Below are 15,464 nucleotides of genomic sequence, written 5' to 3'. Positions count from 1 at the left end.
ACAGCGTCGTCCAGGCAAGCCTCAGGCTTTACTGATGCGTGGCATTGTCTTAAAACCCCTCTAGGACAGATATCCCAGGAGAACCTTTCGATGAAGTCCCCTCTCACTGCTGCAGTCATTACGGTCCTGCTGAGCACCCTGGTCGCCGGCCCGACGCTGGCGGAAAGCCCGACGGAAAAAAGCCTGCGCCAGGACGGTCGCGATGTCCGCAAGGACCTCAATCACGACGGCAAGGAAGCCGACCGCACCGACAACCACCTCGACAAGGAGCGGCACCGCGAGGACAAGAAGCTGGATAAGGAATACAAAAAGGCGCTGTAGTTGATCCTGGCAGCCCGCCCCTCGGGCGTGAGCTCGGCAAAAACCTTCGACCGTAGCCCCCGACGAGCAGCGCAGGATCTGCGCTGCCGAGTCCCAGCCAACGGTCGCCATCTGAAAGTCGGAGTCACCTCGCCGTTAAGCTTGATGATGGCTCTCGCTTTTTCCGCGCATTGATATCCCATAGCTTCACGGCCTGGTCGATGGCTCCCTCGATGACGGCCAACTCGACACCGTCCCGCGCCATCGGCGAGATACCCAACAGAAAGCCTTCGAGCAGCGCCGCCAGCGCATCCACATCGGTATCCTCCGCGAGGTCGCCCCGCGCGACACCCCGCCTGACGCACGACAGCAGGCCCTCGCGAGTTCTGGCACGGGCTTGCCGCAACGGCAGTGGAATGCTGGATTCTTCCTCCGCATAGCAACCCAGGGTTCCGAGCGCGACCAGGCAGCCCTTGGGCAGTTGCTCGTCACACTGCATGCGTGCCGACCGCATGAGTGCCGCCACGATCGCCTCCCTGGGCGCCAGCGCCTCGTCGAAGAGAGGATCGTTCACCCGCCCATGGGTGGCCATGTAGCGCGCGACCACCTCCTTGAACAGCTCCTCCTTCGAACCGAAGGCCGCATAGAAACTGGGCGCGGTGATACCGCCGCCAATGGCCGCCTTCAGCCGACTCAGGGACGTCGCTTCGTAGCCGTATCGCCAGAACAGCAGCATCGCCTCGTCGACGGCCTGAGTACGATCGAATGACCTGGGGCGCCCCAACTGAGCCATGACTGCTCTCCTCGATAACCAGCTTTATATACTAAACGATACAGAAATCATTGACCATGGCGCACATCGCCTGTTTAGATATGTATCGAACAGTATATATCTAAGGAGATCCCGTCGTGACGTCGACCCCCAACCCCGAGCGGCTTCCCGTGGCTGCTTTGCTGGCCCTTGCCATGACCGGCTTCATCTGCATCATGACCGAGACCCTGCCGGCAGGACTGCTTCCTGAGATCGCCCAGGGTCTCGCTGTCTCCCATGCCCTGGCGGGGCAAACGGTGACGGCCTATGCCGCCGGCTCGTTGCTGGCGGCAATACCCCTCACCCTGGCGACCGCACGCTGGCGCCGCCGCCGTGTACTGCTCGCGACCATCCTGGGCTTCCTGCTGTTCAATACCCTCACCGCACTGTCCTCCAGCTATGTGCTGACGCTGATCGCTCGCTTCGCCGCCGGTGCCGCGGCCGGGCTCGCGTGGAGCCTGCTGGCGGGCTACGCCCGTCGCCTGGTGGTACCGCGACTCCAGGGCCGCGCCATGGCCATCGCCATGATCGGCACCCCGGTCGCCCTTTCCCTTGGCGTACCTCTGGGAACCTGGCTAGGCGGTCTGCTTGGCTGGCGCCTGGCCTTCGCCGCCATGTCCGCGCTCACCCTGGGCCTGATCGTCTGGGTGGTGGCTAAGGTGCCCGACTATCCCGGGCAAACCGAAGGCCAGCGGCTACCCCTTCGCCAGGTATTCAACACCCCCGGCATCCGCGCCATCCTGGGCGTGGTATTCACCTGGATGCTGGCCCACAACGTTCTCTACACCTACATCGCACCCTTCGTGGCCCAGGCCGGCCTTGGTGATCGCGTTGACCTGATACTGCTGACCTTCGGCGCGGCGTCCTTGCTGGGTATCTGGATAACCGGTCGTATCGTCGATCACAGCCTGCGCCGGGCCGTCCTGGTGAGCCTGGCTAGCTTCGCCGCGATTTCACTGATCCTGGGGCTAAGTGGCGATTCGGTGACGGTGCAATACCTAGGCATCTTCGTCTGGGGCCTGACGTTCGGTGGTGCCGCGACCCTATTGCAGACCGCCTTGGCCGATACCGCGGGCACGGGCGCCGATGCGGCCTTGGCCATGAACGTGGTGACCTGGAACAGCGCCATCGCCGGCGGCGGAATCCTCGGCGGCGTGCTGCTGGACACCCTCGGCCCGCACGCCCTGATCTGGGCCGTGCTCGCCCTCTGCCTGGCCGCTCTCGCCATCGCCAGCGCTGCCCGTCGCCATGGCTTTCCCGCCGGTACCCGCGCGGCTGGATCGCCCGTCCCGGGCCACTGACCAATCATTTCCCTCGCCGCCGCCCGCCGGGTGCCCACTTGGGCCTCGTCCTCTTCATCGGTGCGACCAATGCCGGCGCAGCCTGAGGCTGCCAGCAAGGCATGGCATGGCGCAGGACTTCGAACCTCGCCGAGTACATCATCCAACGGGCCACCGACACGGACGGTGACCGGCTCCGCCTCCCTATGGACGGCGGCCTTTCGGCCTGACTGCAAGCCTGTGTTAGGCCGTAAGTAACAACTTGCAGTTCAAATTGCGGCTACGCGTCCATATTGAAAATGCTGGAAACCGAACCCATATAAAGGCTAGCTGAAACGCTGCGCGCAGAAACACGAAAGCCCCGACAGGCGGGGCTTTCAGGATGATGCAAGTGGCGGAAGCGCAGAGATTCGAACTCTGGGACCCTTGCGAGTCGGCGGTTTTCAAGACCGCTGCCTTAAACCACTCGGCCACACTTCCGTAAGAGGGGCGCATAGTACCTGATGGCAACACACTGTCAAACAGTCGCAAGCGATCCTTAAGCAACATTTGCTATCTTCGGGGTCGTACGGTACATCACACCGTTAACTGAGCTTTGGAGTCCACCATGAACGAGCGTCAATACGCCTACAACCCTGCCATCGCGCAACCGCGGGACGTCAGCCGTGTATTGCGCAACACCTATGCCCTGCTGGCCATGACCCTGGCGTTCAGCGGCCTGGTCGCCTTCGTCTCGCAGCAGATGCGGCTACCCTACCCCAACATCTTCGTGGTCCTGATCGGCTTCTACGGCCTGTTCTTCCTGACCGTGAAGACGCGGGACAGCGGCTGGGGTCTGGTCAGCACCTTCGCCCTCACCGGCTTCATGGGCTACACCCTGGGCCCGATCCTCAACATGTACCTTGGCCTGCCCAACGGTGGCAGCGTGATCGCCTCCGCCGCGGGCATGACCGCCCTGGCCTTCTTTGGTCTGTCGGCCTACGCCCTGATCAGCCGCAAGGACATGAGCTTCCTTAGCGGCTTCCTGATGGCGGGCTTCTGGATCCTGCTGGGCGCCGTGGTGCTGTCGTTCTTCGTCCAGATCAGCGGTCTGCAACTGGCCATCAGCGCGGGCTTCGTGCTGTTCGCCGCCGCGGCCATCCTGTTCCAGACCAGCGCCATCGTGCACGGTGGTGAAGACAACTACATCATGGCTACCATCACCCTGTACGTCTCGATCTACAATATGTTCATCAGCTTGCTGCAGATCTTCGGATTCGCCAGCAACAACGATTGATCATCAGCGGTAGCCCAAGAGGCCCGCTTCGGCGGGCCTTTTTACATACATGAAATTTGCCATCGTTGTCCTTTCTCCACCCCAGGCGCCCTCGGCGCGGCGGGCCCTGCGCTTCTGCGAGGCGCTACTGGCCGGGGGGCATGAACTCTCGCGCCTCTTCCTCTATCGCGACGGCATCCATAACGCTTCCCATGCCACGGTCAGTGCTCAGGACGAGCTGGACCTTCCCGGACGCTGGCGCGAGCTGATCGAACGTCATCAAATCGATGCCGTGGTCTGTATCGCCGCCGCCCTGAAGCGCGGGTTGCTGGACGAGCACGAGGCACGGCGCTACGAACGTGAGGGTGCGGTGACCGTGCGCGCGCCCTGGCAGCTCTCTGGCCTCGGCCAGTTGCATGAAGCCATTCAGGATGCTGACCGTCTGCTCTGCTTCGGAGGCGATTGAAATGGCCAAGAGTACCCTCGTCATCACCCGGCAGCCGGCGCTTAGCGGCTCAGCTCCGCGCGAAGCCCTGGATATCGTCCTTGCCGGTGGCGCCTTCGAATTGCCCCTGGCCTTGCTGTTCGCCGGTCCAGGCGTGACCCAGTTACTGGCCGCCGACAGCACCGCCCTCGAGCAGAAGGACTTGAGCGCCAACCTATCCGCCTTGCCATTGTTCGGCGTCGAAGCCATCTATGCGGACGCCGCGGCACTGCAGCACCTGGGTATCACGCCAGAGCAACTGCCTGCCTGGGTAACGCCGCTGGCGCCCGATGCCCTGGCCGCGTTGATCCATGACCATGATCAGGTGATTTCCATTTGACCACTCTGCACCTGTTTTCCCGCTCGCCTTTGACGGACCCCGCTGCCCTGGATGGGCTCGCGGTGGTGCGTGGCGAGGATGTCGTCCTGCTCACCGGTGGCGCTGTCGAGGCCCTGCGCCCAGGCAGCTTCGCCGTCAAAGCCTTGGCCCAGTTGCCCAGCACCGTCGCCCTCTATGCCCTGGCGGAAGACGTCCAGGCGCGGCGGCTGCAGCCGGAACATCAGGTAACCCTGATCGACTACCCCTCTTTCGTCGACCTGAGCGTGACCTGCGCCAAGGTCATCAGTTGGACCTGAGCATGCCCTCTCTCGACCTTGACCCCGAAGGCTATCTACGCGACCTCTCCCAATGGAGCCCGGAGGTCGCCCAGCAGCTGGCGCTCAAGGAAGGCATCGAACTGACCGACCGCCATTGGCAGGTACTCCAGGCGCTGCGAGATTTCTATGCCCAATTCCAGCTGTCGCCGGCCAACCGGCCGCTGATCAAGTACATTGCCCAGACGCTGGGCCCGGAACTGGGCACCAGCCTGCAACTCAATCTGCTGTTCAAGGGGGCGCCGGCCAAGCTCGGCGCCAAACTCGCCGGCCTGCCGAAACCGGATAATTGCCTATGACCTTCACCACGCCCGAAGAGCATCCCTTCGCCGTCTATGTCCGGGCCCTGGGCAAAGGCAAGCGCGGCGCTCGGAGTCTGACCGAAGCCGAGGCCGAAGCAGCCATGGGCCTCATCCTCGATGGCCAGGTCGAAGACGTCCAGCTCGGCGCCTTCCTCATGCTGCTCCGGCACAAGGAAGAAAGCGCCGAAGAACTGGCCGGCTTCACCCGCGCCGTGCGCGCGCGCCTGCAGCGCCCGAACTTCACCGTCGATCTCGACTGGCCCTCCTACGCAGGCAAGAAGCGACATCTGCCCTGGTACCTGCTGGCAGTGAAGTGCCTGGCGGGCAGTGGCGTACGTGTCGTCATGCACGGCGGCGGCACTCACACGGCGGGGAGGCTCTACACCGAGCAGTGCCTGGCAGACCTCGGCCTACAGACGGCCAAGGACTGGCAAAGCGTCGGCGCCCTGCTCGACCAAGGCCAGCCGGCCTTCCTGCCGCTCGCCGCCTGGATGCCACCACTGCAGCGGATGATCGATCTCAAGGCCCAGCTCGGCTTGCGCTCGCCGATCCACTCCCTGGTACGGCTGCTCAATCCCAGCGGCGCACACAGCATCCTGCAGAGCATCTTCCACCCGGGCTATCAGGAAGTGCATCGTGAGGCCAGTCGCCTGCTGGGTGACGACAGCATCGTGATCAAGGGTGAAGGTGGCGAGGTCGAGCGCAATCCCGATGTTAGCGCCCATCTGTACGGCACCCGCGGCGGCGAGGCCTGGGACGAGAGCTGGCCGGCGCTGACCGAACGCCGCCAGGTCAAACCGGAGCGCCTTGACCCGGCGCTGTTGACCGCTGCCTGGCGCGGCGAAGCGGAAGATGCCTATGGCCGCCTGGCGGTGATCGCTACCCTGGCCGTCGCCTTGCGCGCCCTAGGGTATGAGCAGGCCACTGCCCAGAGCGAAGCCGAACGACGCTGGGCGGCGCGTGATCGTACGCTTTGATCCTAAGACAGGAACCCCGCACCTCGGTCGGGGTTCCTAAGCCCATCGCAACGAGGATGACGTCATGGGTTTACTGGTCGATGGACAGTGGCAGGACCGTTGGTACGACAATGGCCAGGATGGGCATTTCAAACGCGAAGAGGCACAACGCCGTGACTGGATCGCCCGCCCGGAGCAAGCCATTCCGGAGGGCGCCAAGCGCTTCGAACCGGAGGCCGGTCGCTACCACCTCTATGTCTCTCTGGCCTGTCCCTGGGCTCATCGCACCCTGATCTATCGCAAGCTCAAGGGGCTGGAATCGCTGATCGGCGTCTCGGTGGTGAGCTGGCTGATGCGCGAGGAAGGCTGGACCTTCGATCCGGCGAATGGCTCCAGTGGTGACGACCTCTATCACCTCGACCGCCTCTACCAGCTCTATCAACGCGACCAGGCGGACTACACCGGCCGGGTGACCGTCCCGGTGCTCTGGGATCGCCAGGAAGAGCATATCGTCAGCAATGAATCCGCCGAGATCATCCGTATGTTCAATGGTGCCTTCGATGAGCTGACCGGCAACCGCCTGGATCTCTATCCCGAGGCGTTGCGCACGCGTATCGATGAGTTGAACGAGCGCATCTATCCTACCGTCAACAATGGCGTCTATCGCGCCGGCTTCGCGACCACCCAGGAAGCCTATGAAGAAGCATTCGACGAGGTTTTCGCCACCTTGGACGACCTCGAAAAGCTCTTGCAGACGCAGCGCTATCTCACCGGCGACTGGCTGACCGAAGCCGACTGGCGTCTCTTCACCACCTTGATTCGCTTCGACGCCGTCTACCACGGCCACTTCAAATGCAACCTACGGCGCATTCGCGACTATCCAGCCCTACAGGGCTGGCTGCGGGAACTCCACCAGTGGCCGGGTATCGCCGAGACCGTGGATTTCCAGCACATCAAGCATCACTACTACGGCAGTCATGCCCAGATCAATCCAACCGGCATCGTGCCCAAAGGACCGGCCCTGGAGCTGGACCGGCCCCATGGCCGAGATGCCTTGCATGGCGCCGGGATCAAGGGATCGGCGTGAGAACCTGTTCAAGCCTGCTGCGCGTCGGCCAAACGGCGTTGAAAATAGCTTCGGAGTGCTCGTTTACCCTTCGTAAACGCTGCCTCCTCAGCTATTTGATTCGCTGGCGCTCACCCTACGGGCCAGCCGTTGGCTGTTACTCCCGTCGGTCGTTGCGCCTTAATTGGCTCTAGCTCGCGAGACTTTGACCAGGCTCTGAGGAATCAGGCCGTCGTCCCAGCGCCTTCGAACCAGGCCAGCTTCTCCCGTAGCGCGACCACCTCGCCGACGATCACCAACGTCGGCGCATGCACCTCATGCTGGGCGACCAGCTGCGGGAGATCCTGCAGTGTTCCGGTGAACACCCTCTGGTTGCTCGTGGTGCCCTGCTGCACCAGGGCCGCCGGCGTCGCCGGGTTCTTGCCATGGGCCACGAGCTGCTCACAGATGGTCGGCAGCCCGACCAGGCCCATGTAGAACACCAGGGTCTGCCCTGGAGCGACCAGGTCGGTCCAGGGCAGATCGGCCGAGCCGTCCTTGAGATGGCCGGTGACGAAGCGTACCGACTGGGCATGGTCGCGATGGGTCAGGGGAATGCCAGCATAGGCCGCGCAACCGCTGGCCGCGGTGATACCCGGCACCACCTGGAAGGGAATACCCTCAGCTGCCAGCTCTTCGATTTCTTCGCCACCCCGGCCGAAGATAAAGGGATCGCCGCCCTTGAGGCGCAGGACCCGCTTGCCCTCCTGGGCCAGCTTGACCAGGAGTCGATTGAGGTCTTCCTGGGGTACCGCATGCTCGGCGCGGCGCTTGCCGACGTAGATGCGATCGGCATCGCGCCGGCACATGTCGAGAATGGTCGGGGCCACCAGGCGGTCATAGAGCACCACGTCGGCCTGTTGCATCAGGCGCAGGGCGCGAAAGGTCAGCAGGTCGGGATCGCCGGGACCAGCACCGACCAGATAGACCTCGCCCCGGAAGGCTTCCGTCTCGCTGGCCAGCTTGGCTTCGAGCAACTGCTCGGCCGCCTGGGGTTGACCGGAGAAGACCTTCTCGGCGACCTCCCCTTGGAACACCTCTTCCCAGAAAATGCGCCGCGCCTGCAGATCGGCGAAGCGTGCCTTGACCCGGGCACGGAAGCGCTGGGCCAATTGCGCCAGCTGGCCGTAGGTCGCCGGAATCCAGCTTTCCAGCTTGGCCCGCACCAGGCGCGCCAGCACCGGGGCATCGCCGCCACTGGAAATGGCGATCACCAGCGGCGAGCGATCGACGATGGCGGGGAAGATCACGGTGCACAGCTTAGGCGCATCCACCGCATTGACCGGCAGCCCCAGCGCCTGGGCATCGTGGGAAACCGTTTCGTTGACCTCGTCATCGTCGGTGGCGGCGATCACCAGACAATGCCCGACGAGCAGGTCCGCCGCATAGCGTTGGACCCGGCAACTGCCACCTTTCGCCTCGACGAAGGCGCGCACCTCCGGCTCGATCTCCGGCGCCACCAGGGTGATGCGGGCACCGGCCTCGGCCAGCAGCACGCTCTTGCGCAGGGCGATGTCGCCCCCGCCGATCACCAGCACCGGGCGCCCATCGAGCTTGTGGAAGAGCGGCAGGTAGTCCATCAGCCGATGACCTCGATCCCGCCCATGTAGGGCTTGAGGACTTCAGGTACGCGGATGCTGCCGTCGGCCTGCTGGTAGTTTTCCAGCACGGCCACAAGGGTGCGGCCCACGGCCAGACCGGAACCGTTGAGGGTATGCACCAGCTCGGGCTTGCCCTCGGCGTTACGGTAGCGCGCCTGCATGCGGCGTGCCTGGAAGTCACCGCAGTTGGAGCAGGACGAGATCTCGCGGTACTTGCCCTGGCTCGGCACCCAGACTTCCAGGTCGTAGGTCTTGGTGGCGCCGAAGCCCATGTCGCCGGTGCACAGGGCCAGTACGCGGTAGGGCAGCTCCAGGCGCTGCAGCACGGTCTCGGCGTGGCCGGTCAGTTCTTCCAGAGCCTCGAAGGAGGTGCTCGGCTCGACGATGTGCACCATCTCCACCTTGTCGAACTGGTGCTGGCGGATCATGCCGCGGGTGTCGCGACCCGAGGCACCGGCTTCGCTGCGGAAGCACGGGGTGTGGGCGGTGAACTTCAACGGCAGGCGCTTGGCATCGAGGATCTGGCCGGCCACCAGGTTGGTCAGGGTGACCTCGGCGGTGGGGATCAGGTAGAGATCGCTCTCGCCCTCGCGGCCAATCTTGAACAGGTCTTCCTCGAACTTGGGCAACTGACCGGTGCCCTGCAGGGTCTCGGCCTGTACCAGGTAGGGGGTGTAGGTCTCTTCGTAGCCGTGCTCACCGGTGTGCAGATTCAGCATGAACTGCGCCAGGGCACGATGCAGGCGGGCGATGGGGCCACGCATCACGGCGAAGCGGGCGCCGGAGAAACGCGCGGCGGTTTCGAAATCCAGCCAGCCATGGGCCTCGCCCAGGGCGACGTGGTCCTTGATCTCGAAATCGAAGTCGCGTGGGGTGCCCCAGCGACGGACTTCGACGTTGTCGTCTTCGTCCTTGCCGACCGGCACCGAGGCATCGGGCAGGTTGGGCAGGCCCAGCAGCAGGGCGTCCAGTTCGCCTTGGACGCTGTCGAGCTCGCGCTTGGCTTCTTCCAGTTCGCTACCCATCCGATCGACCTCGGCCAGCAGCGGCGCGATGTCTTCACCGCGCGCCTTGGCCTGGCCAATCCCCTTGGAGCGGGCATTGCGCTCGGCCTGCAGGGTCTCAGTGCGGGTCTGCACCTCCTTGCGACGAGCTTCCAGCGACTCCACCAGACTGACGTCGAGGACGTAGCCGCGGGTCGCCAGACGTGCGGCCACCTCCTGGGTTTGGGTGCGAACCAGTTTCGAATCAAGCATGTCCGTGTCTCTTGCTTAGGAATGGGGGCAGCAGCGCGGGCGAAGGGTCAGGAACGCCGCCGGCGCTGGCGCGGGCTGGACCGGTCGAGATCCGCCAGGTGCTGCAGTTTATCGCGGATCTTCAGCTCCAGCCCACGGGGAACCGGCTCATAGTAGCGGCGCGGCTCGAGATCGTCGGGAAAGTAATCCTCGCCCGCGGCGTAGGCTTCCGGCTCGTCATGGGCGTAGCGGTACTCGTCGCCGTAGCCAAGGTTCTTCATCAGCTTGGTCGGCGCATTGCGCAGGTGCAACGGCACCTCGCGCGAACCGTTCTGGCGCACATCGGCCAGGGCGGCCTTGTAGCCCATATAGACGGCATTGCTCTTGGGCGCGCAGGCCAGGTAGACCAGCGCCTGGGCGATGGCCAGCTCGCCCTCGGGGCTGCCCAGGCGCTCCTGGGCGTCCCAGGCGTCCAGGCACAGGCTCAGGGCGCGGGGATCGGCGTTGCCGATGTCCTCACCGGCCATGCGCACCACGCGCCGGGCGATGTACAGCGGATCGCAGCCACCATCGATCATCCGCGCGAACCAATAGAGCGCACCATCGGGGCTCGACCCCCGGACCGACTTGTGCAGCGCGGATATCTGGTCGTAGAAGGCCTCGCCGCCCTTGTCGAAGCGTCGGCGCTGGTCGCCCAGCAGACTCTGGAACAGCTCCGCATCCAGAACCCCGTTGTCCTCGGCCAGGTCCGCGGCATTCTCCAGCAGGTTGAGCAGGCGCCGGCCATCGCCGTCGGCGGCGGCCAGCAGCAACGTCAGGGCGTCGTCGGGCAGACTCAGATGACGATCGCCCAGGCCCTTGGCGCTGGTCAGGGCGCGCCGTGCCAGACCACCCAGCGCCTCGTCGTCCAGGCTCTTGAGTACATAGACCCGTGCCCGCGACAGCAGCGCATTGTTCAGCTCGAAGGAGGGATTCTCGGTGGTCGCACCGATGAAGATCAGAGTGCCGTCTTCGACATAGGGCAGGAAGGCATCCTGCTGGGACTTGTTGAAGCGATGCACCTCGTCGACGAAGAGGATGGTGCGCCGGCGGTACTGGGCGGCCTGCTGCTTGGCCACTTCCACCGCGTGACGGATCTCCTTGACCCCGGAGAGCACCGCCGACAGCGTCTCGAAGTGGGCATCGGACACCTGGGCCAGCAACCGCGCCAGGGTGGTCTTGCCCACCCCGGGCGGCCCCCAGAAGATCATCGAATGCAGCGCGCCCTGCTCCAGCGCCTCGCGCAGGGGCTTGCCACGGGCCAGCAGGTGTTGCTGGCCCGCGTACTCATCGAGGGTCTCGGGACGCATGCGGGCAGCCAAGGGCTGCCCGACGGGTGCGGCGCTGAAGAGATCCATGGGACGCTATCACTCCTGGATGACGTCGGCTCCCTTGGGCACCTGGAAGGTGAACTGGGACGCGGCCACCGGCTCGTTGAGCTTGACGTTGAAGAAGAGGATGTTGGTGCGCTGCCCGGCGCCATCGATCAACTGCATGTCGTTGATCACGCCGTTGCGGAAGGACAGTCGCAGGCTATCGAACAGGCTGTCCTTGGTCTTGGGCTTGAGCACGAAGTCGACGACGTTGCCGGCGTCCTTGCTGGTGACGTCGAAGCTGCTCTCGATCTTGGAGATGTCACCCGACAGCAGCAGCGCCGGCGTCTGGGTCAGGCGCAGGTCCAGCTTACGGATGGTGACCTGTTCCAGGTCCGGGTCGTACAGCCAGACCTGCTTGCCGTCCGAAACCAGCAGCTGCTCCTGGGGCGCATCGGAGTGCCAGCGGAACAACCCGGGGCGCTTCAGGCTCATGTTGCCCGCGGTTTCCTGCAGGCGGGTGCCCGAGCCATCCAGGGTCAGTTGCGAGAAGCGGGCGGTCAGGGTCTGGGCCTTGTCCAGCAGTTCCGACAGGCGACTCACCGAGGCCTGGTCGGCATGGGCGGAAAAGCTTACGGCAGCCAGGGCCGCCAGGGCGAAGCAACGCAGCTTGTGCATCGAGGTCCTCATGGGATGTCAGTCTCTCACCGGAGCAGGCGCTATGACCTCGCGCGAGCCGTTGGTGTTCATGGGCGATACGACACCGGCCATTTCCATGGTTTCGATCATCCGTGCCGCCCGGTTGTAACCGATCTTGAGCTTGCGCTGGACCGCGGAGATCGAAGCCCGGCGACTCTCGGTCACGAAGCGCACCGCTTCATCATAGAGCGGGTCGTCCTCTTCGCTCTCCCCGCCTTCGCCACCGCCGCCTTCGAAGCCTGCACCGCCGCCCTCGTCCGGGCCGCTGAGGATGTCTTCGATGTAGTCGGGAGCGCCTCGCTCCTTCCAGGCCTCGACGACGCGATGGACCTCTTCGTCGGACACGAAGGCGCCATGGACGCGGATCGGCAGGCCGGTTCCCGGCGGCAGATAGAGCATGTCACCGTGACCGAGCAGCTGTTCGGCACCGCCCTGATCGAGAATGGTCCGGGAGTCGATCTTGCTGGACACCTGGAAGGCCATGCGAGTGGGAATGTTGGCCTTGATCAGGCCGGTGATGACGTCCACCGAGGGCCGCTGGGTCGCCAGGATCAGGTGGATGCCGGCCGCCCGCGCCTTCTGGGCGATCCGTGCGATCAGCTCTTCCACTTTCTTGCCGACGATCATCATCATGTCGGCGAATTCGTCCACCACCACGACGATGGTCGGCAGCGTCTTCAGCAACGGTGCCTCGTCGTCCATGCTCTCGCGGCGATAGAGCGGATCGGTCAGCGGGGTACCGGCTTCCTCGGCGTCCTTCACCTTGCGGTTGAAGCCGGCCAGGTTCCGTACGCCCATGGCCGCCATCAGCTTGTAGCGTCGCTCCATCTCCGCCACGCTCCAGCGCAGGGCGTTGGCGGCTTCCTTCATGTCGGTGACCACCGGACAGAGCAGGTGCGGAATGCCTTCGTAGATCGAGAGTTCCAGCATCTTGGGGTCGATCATGATCAGCCGGGCGTCGTCCGGGCTCGACTTGAACAGGATCGACAGCAACATCGCGTTCACGCCCACCGACTTACCGGAACCGGTAGTACCGGCTACAAGCAGGTGCGGCATCTTGGCCAGGTCGGTGATGACCGGCTTGCCGCCGATATCGTGACCCAGTGCCAGGGTGACCGGCGACTTGGCCGCTGCGTACTCGACGGATTCGAGCACCTCGGAGAAGCGCACGATCTGGCGGTCCTCATTGGGGATCTCGATCCCCACGGTGGTCTTGCCGGGAATGACTTCAACCACCCGTACGCTGAACACCGCGAGCGAACGCGCCAGGTCCTTGGCCAGGTTGGAGATGCGGCTGACCTTGACGCCCGCCGCCGGCTGGATCTCGAAGCGGGTGATGACCGGACCGGGATGGACGCTTTCCACGGTCACCTCGACGCCGAACTCCTTGAGCTTGACCTCCAACAGCCGCGACATGTTCTCGAGGAATTCCGGCGAGTAGCTCTGTTGTTTCTTCTCAGCACGATCCAGGATCGACAGTGGCGGTATGGTCCCTTCCAGATCGGCGTCCACCCGAATCGCCGCGGGTGCCGCGGTAGGCATGGGGGCGCTCTTGCGTGGCGGTGGTGCGGGCATGGCCACGCTGGCCGCGGCGACAGGAGCAGCGGCCACCGGTGCGGGTGCGGCTGTCTCGGCGGTGACACGGCTAGGTGCCGGCATCTCGATGCGTGGCGCGGCGCGTTCCACGCGCGGCGGCGGCGCGATGTCGAGCAGATCGTCCAGGTCCTCGTCGGCGACGGGAACCGGGGTCTCGCGAGTCCTTGGCTTGCGAGCGAGCGGCGACGCGACCGCTTCCTGCTCGTCGAAGGCATCAAGCGCCGGCGCCGCATGGCGGCCACCCGCCAGACGGCTGAAGCCGCCCTGCACCAGGTCCAGCAGGTCAAGCACCACCTTGCCGGTGAAATCCATCACCTTGAACCAGGACAGGTCGGTGAACACCGTCAAGCCGAGCAGGAACAGCGCCAGGAACAGCAGCGTACTGCCCTGGACGTTGAGCGCCGTGACCGACAGCTGGCCGAGACTTTCACCCAGGGCACCGCCAGCGGACGCCGGCAGGCCGGCAGCCGCGTGGAAATGGATGTAGGCCAGTACCGAGCCGGAGATCACCAGCAATACCAGGCCGGTGAGCCGCCAGGAGAACAGCCAGCCGCTCCATTCCCAGGGCAGATGACGCTTGCGGAAGATCTGCCAGGTCTTGACCGCCAGCAACACGGGAAAGACGAAGGCGAAATAGCCCAGCGCCATGAACAGGACGTCGGCCAGCCAGGCGCCGGCACGGCCTGCGGTGTTGTGGACCTGATCGATGCGGCTGGTGTGGGTCCAGCCTGGGTCGGAGGGGTCGTAGCTCAGCAGAGCCATGAGCAGATAGAGGCACAAGGCGGCCAGCGCGATGAGCACCACCTCCTTGAGACGATAATGCAGGTGCTCACGCCAATGGTTGACGTGGCTGGCAGAACTGGATTGCTTCAAGCGCGCTTTTCCCGCACACGGAACGTGTGACCGTGAATCAAAAACAGTGCGCCATTCTAGATCGCCCGGGCCTGGGTTCTACAGTCCCGAGACGAAACATGGCACGATAGCGGACGGCAGTACCGGAACCGCCTTCAGGCACAACATTGGAGCATTCTTTCGTTGTCCTGACAAAGAGTTATGACGATTTCTTGAGCCTGATACGCACTCGTCCCGTCCCTTTCGCTCCACGCATCAGAAGGAGCCCTCCCCTACCATGGTGAAATGGCTGACCCGTGAAAGCCCCGACTTCCCACCGCTGGAGGTGGCCCTGCGCGAACCCAACGGGCTGCTGGCCATCGGTGGCGACCTGAGCGCGGCACGCCTGGTCAAGGCCTATCGGCACGGCTGCTTCCCTTGGTATCAAGCCGGCCAACCTATCCTCTGGTGGTCTCCCGATCCGCGCACGGTGCTTTTCCCACCCGACCTGCATGTCTCCCGCAGCCTGGCGAAGACCCTGCGCAAGACCGAGCTGCGCGTGACCTACGACCAAGCTTTCGACCAGGTCATCGAAGCCTGCGCCGGCCCCCGACGCGATGCAGACGGCACCTGGATCACCGCACCGATGCGCCTGGCCTATCGAGAGTTGCACGCCCAGGGCTGGGCGCACTCCGTGGAAGTCTGGGCGGGCGAGCAACTGGTGGGCGGCCTCTACGGCATCGCCATGGGCAAGCTGTTCTTCGGCGAATCCATGTTCAGCCAGGTGGACAATGCCTCCAAGATAGGTTTCGTCACCCTGGTGAAAGATCTCGCCGCCTGGGGCTTCGTGCTGGTCGACTGCCAGATGCCGACCGCGCATCTGGCCAGCCTGGGTGCCACTAGCCTGTCCCGGGAACGCTTTGCCGAATACCTGGCCAAATACCTGGATCAGGCCAGCACGGCCGCCTGGCCTACCTTTCTCGGGTGACTTACACTCAGGCTA

The 15,464-nt window shown here is 64.4% G+C and carries 16 protein-coding genes and 1 tRNA gene; 10 read left to right on the top strand and 7 right to left on the bottom strand.

All coding sequences use genetic code 11. The annotated features are described in order from the left end of the window. Nucleotides 1-90 precede the first annotated feature (90 nt). Nucleotides 91-321, top strand: a complete 231-nt coding sequence (locus RND78_RS14760) for a hypothetical protein (protein WP_312729777.1) — start codon at nucleotides 91-93, stop codon at nucleotides 319-321. Between the two features lie 124 nt (nucleotides 322-445). Here RND78_RS14760 and RND78_RS14755 read toward each other — a convergent pair whose 3' ends face one another. Then, nucleotides 446-1,093: a TetR/AcrR family transcriptional regulator gene (locus tag RND78_RS14755; RefSeq protein WP_312729775.1), complete on the bottom strand. Its 648-nt coding sequence runs from the start codon at nucleotides 1,091-1,093 to the stop codon at nucleotides 446-448. 173 nt (nucleotides 1,094-1,266) lie between these two features. Between RND78_RS14755 and RND78_RS14750 the strand changes: the two genes are divergently transcribed. Further along, complete coding sequence (locus tag RND78_RS14750; protein ID WP_312729842.1) at nucleotides 1,267-2,412, top strand: MFS transporter; 1,146 nt, start codon at nucleotides 1,267-1,269, stop codon at nucleotides 2,410-2,412. A 371-nt stretch (nucleotides 2,413-2,783) separates the two neighbouring features. Here the strand turns inward: RND78_RS14750 and RND78_RS14745 are convergent. After that, nucleotides 2,784-2,871 (bottom strand) — tRNA-Ser (locus RND78_RS14745). A gap of 127 nt (nucleotides 2,872-2,998) precedes the next feature. Between RND78_RS14745 and RND78_RS14740 the strand changes: the two genes are divergently transcribed. From RND78_RS14740 to RND78_RS14710, 7 genes are all read left to right on the top strand, one after another. Beyond that, the gene (locus RND78_RS14740; RefSeq protein ID WP_007162313.1) at nucleotides 2,999-3,667 is read left to right on the top strand and encodes a Bax inhibitor-1/YccA family protein; all 669 of its coding nucleotides are present in this window, start codon (nucleotides 2,999-3,001) and stop codon (nucleotides 3,665-3,667) included. A 49-nt stretch (nucleotides 3,668-3,716) separates the two neighbouring features. Continuing rightward, nucleotides 3,717-4,112, top strand: a complete 396-nt coding sequence (gene tusD, locus RND78_RS14735; protein ID WP_312729773.1) for a sulfurtransferase complex subunit TusD — start codon at nucleotides 3,717-3,719, stop codon at nucleotides 4,110-4,112. A 1-nt stretch (nucleotide 4,113) separates the two neighbouring features. Beyond that, nucleotides 4,114-4,470, top strand: a complete 357-nt coding sequence (tusC, locus tag RND78_RS14730; RefSeq protein ID WP_312729772.1) for a sulfurtransferase complex subunit TusC — start codon at nucleotides 4,114-4,116, stop codon at nucleotides 4,468-4,470. Continuing rightward, complete coding sequence (gene tusB, locus RND78_RS14725) at nucleotides 4,467-4,766, top strand: sulfurtransferase complex subunit TusB (protein WP_312729771.1); 300 nt, start codon at nucleotides 4,467-4,469, stop codon at nucleotides 4,764-4,766. The genes tusC and tusB overlap by 4 nt, the downstream gene beginning before the upstream one ends. A gap of 2 nt (nucleotides 4,767-4,768) precedes the next feature. After that, nucleotides 4,769-5,083, top strand: a complete 315-nt coding sequence (locus RND78_RS14720) for a TusE/DsrC/DsvC family sulfur relay protein (RefSeq protein ID WP_312729769.1) — start codon at nucleotides 4,769-4,771, stop codon at nucleotides 5,081-5,083. Next, nucleotides 5,080-6,063, top strand: a complete 984-nt coding sequence (locus RND78_RS14715) for a glycosyl transferase family protein (RefSeq protein ID WP_312729768.1) — start codon at nucleotides 5,080-5,082, stop codon at nucleotides 6,061-6,063. The genes RND78_RS14720 and RND78_RS14715 overlap by 4 nt, the downstream gene beginning before the upstream one ends. A gap of 64 nt (nucleotides 6,064-6,127) precedes the next feature. Next, nucleotides 6,128-7,129, top strand: a complete 1,002-nt coding sequence (locus RND78_RS14710; protein WP_312729766.1) for a glutathione S-transferase family protein — start codon at nucleotides 6,128-6,130, stop codon at nucleotides 7,127-7,129. Between the two features lie 203 nt (nucleotides 7,130-7,332). Here RND78_RS14710 and cysG read toward each other — a convergent pair whose 3' ends face one another. From cysG to RND78_RS14685, 5 genes are read right to left on the bottom strand one after another with little or no spacing between them, the layout of a single operon-like run. Further along, the gene (gene cysG, locus RND78_RS14705) at nucleotides 7,333-8,727 is read right to left on the bottom strand and encodes a siroheme synthase CysG (RefSeq protein ID WP_312729765.1); all 1,395 of its coding nucleotides are present in this window, start codon (nucleotides 8,725-8,727) and stop codon (nucleotides 7,333-7,335) included. Next, nucleotides 8,727-10,004: a serine--tRNA ligase gene (serS, locus tag RND78_RS14700; protein ID WP_312729764.1), complete on the bottom strand. Its 1,278-nt coding sequence runs from the start codon at nucleotides 10,002-10,004 to the stop codon at nucleotides 8,727-8,729. Before serS ends, cysG begins: the two co-directional genes overlap by 1 nt. Nucleotides 10,005-10,051: 47 nt before the next feature. Continuing rightward, on the bottom strand, nucleotides 10,052-11,380 hold the full coding sequence (locus RND78_RS14695; protein ID WP_312729763.1) for a replication-associated recombination protein A: 1,329 nt from the start codon (nucleotides 11,378-11,380) through the stop codon (nucleotides 10,052-10,054). A 9-nt stretch (nucleotides 11,381-11,389) separates the two neighbouring features. Continuing rightward, nucleotides 11,390-12,013 (bottom strand): outer membrane lipoprotein chaperone LolA, encoded by a 624-nt coding sequence (lolA, locus tag RND78_RS14690; RefSeq protein WP_312729762.1) that lies wholly within the window; start codon nucleotides 12,011-12,013, stop codon nucleotides 11,390-11,392. An 18-nt stretch (nucleotides 12,014-12,031) separates the two neighbouring features. Next, nucleotides 12,032-14,503: a DNA translocase FtsK 4TM domain-containing protein gene (locus tag RND78_RS14685; RefSeq protein ID WP_312729761.1), complete on the bottom strand. Its 2,472-nt coding sequence runs from the start codon at nucleotides 14,501-14,503 to the stop codon at nucleotides 12,032-12,034. Between the two features lie 256 nt (nucleotides 14,504-14,759). On the opposite strand from RND78_RS14685, the gene aat reads away from it, so the two are divergent. Beyond that, on the top strand, nucleotides 14,760-15,449 hold the full coding sequence (gene aat, locus RND78_RS14680; protein ID WP_312729759.1) for a leucyl/phenylalanyl-tRNA--protein transferase: 690 nt from the start codon (nucleotides 14,760-14,762) through the stop codon (nucleotides 15,447-15,449). Nucleotides 15,450-15,464 lie beyond the last annotated feature (15 nt).

The organism is Pseudomonas oryzihabitans (genome assembly GCF_032027545.1).
GTDB classification, from domain to species: domain Bacteria; phylum Pseudomonadota; class Gammaproteobacteria; order Pseudomonadales; family Pseudomonadaceae; genus Chryseomonas; species Chryseomonas oryzihabitans_F.
This window is presented reverse-complemented; position numbering and strand designations above follow the sequence as displayed.